Raw genomic sequence first — 6,050 nt, forward strand, 5'->3', positions numbered from 1 at the left:
CGCGATGATTGACGCAATTGAAACCGAACGGCTCGTTCTGCGGGGCTTTCGCAAGACAGACGCGGCTGACCTGTTCGCCTATCTGAAACAGCCCGTCGCCAGCTGTTTCCTGTCGCTGAAGCTCGACAGCCTCGACGCGGCGGAAGCCGAAGCGGAAAAGCGCAGCCAGAGCGGCGAGAACATCGCCGTCTGCCTGAAAGACACCGGCCAGATGATCGGCGATCTGTTCGCGATGGACGAAGGCGATACCTTCGGGGTGGGGTGGAACTTCAACCCGGATTTCGGCGGGCAGGGCTATGCCTTCGAGGCGGCTCGCGCCCTGTTTGACGATCTGCTCACGGTCAGAAACGTGCGGCGGCTCTATGCCTATGTCGAGGATCACAATGCGGCCTCGCGGCGGCTGTGCGAACGGCTGGGGATGCGTGAGGAAGGACTTTTCGTCGAATATGTGTCGTTCACGAGTGATGCCAACGGCGACCCGATCTACGAGAACACGATGCAATATGCCATCCTGCGCAAGGAATGGCTCGCATCCTCACTCGCCCGTAGCGGACCTAGGCAGGATTGATGAGCCGTTGCGGGCCCGCGCCGCGCTGCCCCAGTTCGTCCATCGGATTGCGCAGTGGGCAGTCCTCCAGCGACATGCAGCCGCAGCCGATGCAACTCGTCATCTGGTCGCGCAGTTGCGTCAGCGAATCGATCCGTTCGTTGAGCATCTCGGTCCAGGCATTGGTGAAGTTGCGCCAGTCTGCGGCGGTCGGAATATGATCGTGCGGCATCTCCGCCAGCGTTTCCTTGATGATCGCCAGCGGAATTCCGGCGCGCTGGGCAATGCGGATCAGTGCGATCCGGCGCAGCACCGAGCGGTGATAGCGCCGCTGGTTGCCGCTGGTGCGCCAACCCTCGATCAGGCCTTGCCGCTCGTAAAAATGGACCGTCGAGACCGCCACGCCGCTACGCCGCGCAACATCCCCGACAGCGAGAACATGCAGTGCTGAAGAAGACACAGATAATCCTTGACCTTAACATATGTTGAGGTTGTATGGGGCGTGTCGGCTTGTTTCGCAAGCTTCCCTTTTGCCCGCCTGCACGGGCTCAGAACCGGAGCCGACATGACATCGAAAGCGCGTCTGAAAGAGCGCCTCCCGCACCTTCGCACCATCCTTGCCACGCTTGTGGCGCTGGCCATCATTCTGGGCGGCCTGTTCGTCTGGCGCGGGCTGAAGGCCGGGCAGGCGCAGGAGTGGGAGCAGGCACCGCTGCCTGTGGTCGCCATGCAGGTCAATCCGCGCGAGGTGCCACTGGCGCTCGAAGCGATCGGTACGCTCAGCGCTGTGCGCGAAGTGGAGCTTTCGGCAGAGGTTGCGGGCCGCGTGTCGGCGATCCGGTTCGATTCAGGGGCTCAGGTCGGTGCCGGAACCGTGCTGGTGCAGCTGTTCGACGGGCCGGAACGGGCCGACCGGGCCGCGGCACAGGCACGGGCGGCCTTCGCCCGCACGCAGGTCGCGCGCTCGGAAGAGCTGGCCCCCAGCGGTGCGGAACCGCGCGAGCGGCTCGAAGAGCGGCGGGCGCAGCGCGATCAGGCGCTGGCCGAGGTGCGCCAGCTCGATGCGCGGCTGACCCAGAAGCAGGTGCGTGCGCCCTTCGCCGGCCAGATCGGGCTGCGCCGGGTCAATCCGGGCCAGTATCTCAATCCCGGCGACGCCATCGCCACGCTGACGGACCTCTCGCGTCTTTATCTCGAATTCGCGCTGCCGCAGCAGAATCTCGCGCTGGTGAAGCCGGGTGCGACGGTGCTGCTGGCGAGCGATGCCTATCCCGAGCGGACATTCGCCGCACGCGTGAACGCGGTCGAGCCCCGCATCGGCGAGGATACGCGCAACGTCACGGTGCAGGCGATCCTGCCCAATCCTGACCGGGCTTTGCGCCCCGGCATGTATGTCACCGCTTCGCTGGAACTGCCCGTCCAAAACGGCGCGCTGGTCGTTCCGGCCACCGCCATCCAGACCTCGGCGCAAGGCGACAGCGTGATCGTCATTCGCGGCAGCGATGCGCGCAAGGGGGGCAAGGCGGAATATGTGCCGGTCATGGCGGGCCGCCGCATCGGCAATGATGTGGTGATCACGCAGGGGCTGGCCCCCGGCGATGTGGTGGTGACGGAGGGCCTGCTGCGCGTTCAGCCCGGCGCCGATGTCACCGTGGTGTCGCCCGCAAAGGCGGGGGCGCGCTGACATGGCCTTCACCGACATCTTCATCCGCCGCCCGATCCTCGCCGTGGTGGTCAGCCTGTTCATTCTGCTGGTGGGCCTGAGCGCGACCTACACGCTGCAAGTGCGGCAATATCCCCGCATGGAAAGCGCCACGATCACCATCGACACCGCCTTTCCCGGCGCGACGCAGGACGTGATGCAGGGCTTTGTCACCACACCCATCGCCCAGGCCATCGCGACCGCCAGCGGCATCGAATATATCACTTCGACCTCGACCCAGGGCAGCAGCCGGATCAGCGCCAAGCTGGTGCTCAACACCGATGCGGACCGCGCGATGACCGAAATCCTCGCCAAGGTGCAGCAGGTGAAGTTCCGCCTGCCTGAAGGCGTGACCGATCCGGTCATCACCAAGATCACCGATGGCGCCTCGGCGATCCAGTATATCTCCTTTATCAGCGACGATCTGCCGGCGCCCCAGCTGGTCGATTTCGCTACCCGCGTTGCCCAGCCGATGCTGACCTCGGTTCCCGGTGTCGCCTCGGCCCAGATCAGCGGCGGCGCGCCGCTGGCGATGCGGGTGTGGGTCGATCCGGTAAAGCTTGCCGCGCGCGGAATGACGGCGGGCGACATTGCGGCGGCGCTGCGGGCCAACAACGTGCAGGCATCGCCCGGCCAGCTGAAAGGCGCAAATACCGCCATCAACATCACCGCTGGAACCGACCTCACCAATGTGGAGGCGTTCCGCTCCATGGTGGTGAAGACCGGCATCGGCGGCGTGGTGCGGCTGAGCGATATCGCCACCGTCGAGCTCGGCGGCCAGAACTATGACGCGGCGGCCCAGTCTTCCGGGCGCAGCGGGGTGTCGATCGCCATCTCGCCGACGCCTGACGGCAACCCGCTGGAAATCGTCGCGGCGGTGAAAGACCTGCTGCCCGAGATGCAGCGCGTCGCTCCGCCGGGGGTGGAGATCGGCAACGACTTCGACGTCGCCCATTTCGTCAACGCCTCGATTGACGAGGTGCAGAAGACGCTGATCGAAGCGGTGCTGATCGTGATCGTGGTGATCTTCCTGTTCCTCGGCTCGCTGCGGGCGGTGATCATTCCTATTGTCACCATTCCGCTGTCCCTGCTCGGCACGGCGGCGCTGATGCTGGCCTTCGGCTTCTCGTTCAACCTGCTCACGCTGCTGGCGATGGTGCTGGCCATCGGCCTCGTGGTCGATGACGCCATCGTCGTGGTCGAGAACATCCACCGCCATATCGAGGAAGGGCTCAAACCGTTCGAGGCGGCGCTGATCGGCGCGCGCGAAATCGTCGGGCCGGTGATCGCGATGACGATCACGCTGGCGGCGGTCTATGCCCCGATCGGGCTGATGGGCGGACTGACCGGCGCGCTGTTCCGCGAATTCGCCTTCACGCTGGCGGGCTCGGTGCTCGTCTCGGGTGTGGTCGCGCTGACGCTTTCGCCGATGATGAGCGGCAAGCTGCTGCATGCGAAACTGGGTGAGGGGCGGCTGAGCCAGGCGATCGAGCGCAACATGCATCGCCTCACCAGCGGCTATTCGCGCCTGCTCGACCGGACGCTGGCTGCGCGAGCGGCGGTCATGATCGTGGGGGTGGCCATGCTCGGCGCGATTGTGGTGCTGTTCACCGGCGCCCAGCGCGAACTCGCCCCGCCGGAGGACATGGGTTACGTCTTCGTGCAGACCAAGGCGCCGCAGTATGCGAACCTCGACTATACGCAGCGCTACAGCGACGAGATCGACAGCATTTTCCAGACCCTGCCGGAGTTCAAGAACAGCTGGTTCGATACCGGCGGCGAGAACAATGCCAACGGCGCGTTCGGCGGTGTCGTGCTCAACGACTGGACCGAGCGGGATCGTTCCGCCGACGATATTCAGGCGGAACTGTCCAGCCGGATGAGCGCGGTGACAGGCGTGTTTGCGACCTCGTTTCAGGACAGCCCTCTGCCTGCGGGCAGCGGCGGCCTGCCGGTGCAGATGGTGATCCGCTCGTCGGACGATTTCGCGCAGATCTACGAAACGCTCGAAGCCATCAAGGGCGCGGCCTGGGGCAGCGGCCTGTTCGCCTTCGTCGATAGCGATCTCGCCTTCGACAGCCCCGAAGCGCACATCACCATCGACCGTGCAAAGGCGGGCGAGATGGGCGTGAGCATGGCGGAGATCGCCGACACTTTGGCGATCCTCGTCGGCGAGAACTACGTGAACCGCTTCAATTGGCACGACCGCTCCTACGACGTGATCGCGCAGGTGCCGCAGGCCCGGCGACTTGCGCCGGACGATCTGGGGCAGTTCCGGGTGCGCACCGCTTCGGGCAGCCTCGTGCCGCTCGCAACGGTCGCCAGCGTAGAGATCCGCCCGCAACCCAACCGGCTGCCGCAGTTCAACCAGATGAACAGCGCCACCCTGTCGGCTGTGCTGCTGCCCGGCGTCACCATGGGGCAGGCGGTGGAGTTCCTGGAGAGCCAGCCTCTGCCCGCTGGCACCAGCATCGATTGGCTCTCGAACAGCCGCCAGTATGTGCAGGAGGGCAACCGGCTGACCGTCTCGTTCGGCTTTGCGCTGGTGGTGATCTTCCTCGTGCTTGCCGCGCAGTTCGAGAGCTTCCGCGATCCGCTGGTGATCCTCGTCACCGTGCCGCTGGCGGTGTGCGGAGCGCTGGTGCCGCTTTACCTCGGCTACGCCACGCTCAACATCTACACCCAGATCGGGCTGGTGACGCTGATCGGGCTGATCTCCAAGCACGGCATTCTGATGGTGTCCTTCGCCAACCAGATGCAGCGCGAAGAGGGCTGGGGCCGGATCGAGGCCATTCGCCACGCGGCGGCGGTGCGCATGCGCCCGATCCTCATGACCACCGCGGCGATGGCGGCGGGCCTTGTGCCGTTGCTGTTTGCAGGCGGAGCCGGAGCGAACAGCCGCTTTGCCATCGGGATCGTGGTGGTGATGGGCTTGCTGGTGGGCACCGTGTTCACGCTGTTCGTGCTGCCCACCGTCTACTCGTTGCTGGCGGGCGATCACCGCTCTGCCGAGGCGGGTGACGCTTCAGAAAGTCTCACCGATGGAGGTCTGGCCCATGCGTAAACCTTCGTTTCTTCTCACCCTGTTGCCGCTGCTCGCTTCGGCTTGCGCGGCCGGCCCTGCCTACGTCCCACCGCAGTCCCCCCCTGCGGCGGCAGGGCCGTTTATTTCCCATGCCGCAGGCATCGACGCGGCAAGGGATCTGCCCGCCGACTGGTGGCGGCTTTACCGCGATCCGGTGCTCGACGACCTGATCGCGCAGGCCTTCGCCGCCAACACGGACCTGCGGGTCGCCTCGGCCAATCTCGCCAAGGCGCGTGCGGTGATGCAGGAGGCGCGTGCCGGCCGCCTGCCCGGCACCGATGTGTCGGGCGGCGTCAGCTATGGCAATTCCGTGCAGAGCGGCCTGTCAGGCGGCAGCGACCCGCAGTGGTCGTACAGCGGCGACTTTGGCCTGTCGTGGGAGGCCGATCTGTTTGGCCGGATCGGACGCGCGGTGGAGGCGGCAAGCGTCGATGCCGACGCGGTCGAGGCGGCGCGTGACGCGGTGCGGGTGACGGTGGCGGCGGAAACGACGCGCGCCTATCTCGATGCCTGCGCCTCGGCTCATGGCCTGTCTGTGGCTGAGCAGTCCTTGCAGGTGAGCACCGAAGGCCTGCGTCTGGTAACGATGCAGGAACAGGCCGGATCGGCCAGCAGCCTCGACATCGAGCGTGCGGCAGCGGCCGAGGCGAGCGCGAGGGCGGCCTTGCCCACCTTCGAAGGCCAGCGGCAGGTCGCCCGGTTCGAGCTGGCGGCGC

General features: G+C 66.0%; 5 protein-coding genes. 4 read left to right on the forward strand and 1 reads right to left on the reverse strand.

Features of this window, described 5'->3' with window-relative positions:
- Window positions 1-4: 4 nt before the first annotated feature.
- A complete protein-coding gene (locus tag D2V17_RS15650) occupies window positions 5-568 on the forward strand; it encodes a GNAT family N-acetyltransferase (protein WP_220474134.1) in 564 nt (187 codons plus the stop codon).
- Here the strand turns inward: D2V17_RS15650 and soxR are convergent.
- Window positions 555-1,007, reverse strand: coding sequence for a redox-sensitive transcriptional activator SoxR (gene soxR / locus D2V17_RS15655; RefSeq protein WP_119593770.1), 453 nt, complete (start codon window positions 1,005-1,007; stop codon window positions 555-557). The genes D2V17_RS15650 and soxR overlap by 14 nt on opposite strands.
- A gap of 105 nt (window positions 1,008-1,112) precedes the next feature.
- Between soxR and D2V17_RS15660 the strand changes: the two genes are divergently transcribed.
- From D2V17_RS15660 to D2V17_RS15670, 3 genes are all read left to right on the forward strand, one after another.
- Complete coding sequence (locus tag D2V17_RS15660; RefSeq protein ID WP_119593772.1) at window positions 1,113-2,231, forward strand: efflux RND transporter periplasmic adaptor subunit; 1,119 nt, start codon at window positions 1,113-1,115, stop codon at window positions 2,229-2,231.
- A gap of 1 nt (window position 2,232) precedes the next feature.
- Window positions 2,233-5,313 carry an efflux RND transporter permease subunit gene (locus D2V17_RS15665; protein ID WP_119593774.1) on the forward strand — a complete coding sequence of 1,027 codons (3,081 nt, stop codon included), beginning with the start codon at window positions 2,233-2,235 and terminating at the stop codon, window positions 5,311-5,313.
- On the forward strand, window positions 5,306-6,050 hold a 745-nt coding region (locus D2V17_RS15670; protein ID WP_191229237.1), incomplete at its 3' end, for a TolC family protein. The genes D2V17_RS15665 and D2V17_RS15670, both read left to right, overlap by 8 nt.

This window comes from Aurantiacibacter xanthus (assembly GCF_003584015.1).
Lineage (GTDB): Bacteria > Pseudomonadota > Alphaproteobacteria > Sphingomonadales > Sphingomonadaceae > Alteraurantiacibacter > Alteraurantiacibacter xanthus.

Coding starts and splice junctions, on each gene's coding strand:
- D2V17_RS15650 (WP_220474134.1), top strand. CDS start 5: ATGATTGACGCAATTGAAACCGAACGGCTCGTTCTGCGGGGCTTTCGC.
- D2V17_RS15660 (WP_119593772.1), top strand. CDS start 1,113: ATGACATCGAAAGCGCGTCTGAAAGAGCGCCTCCCGCACCTTCGCACC.
- D2V17_RS15665 (WP_119593774.1), top strand. CDS start 2,233: ATGGCCTTCACCGACATCTTCATCCGCCGCCCGATCCTCGCCGTGGTG.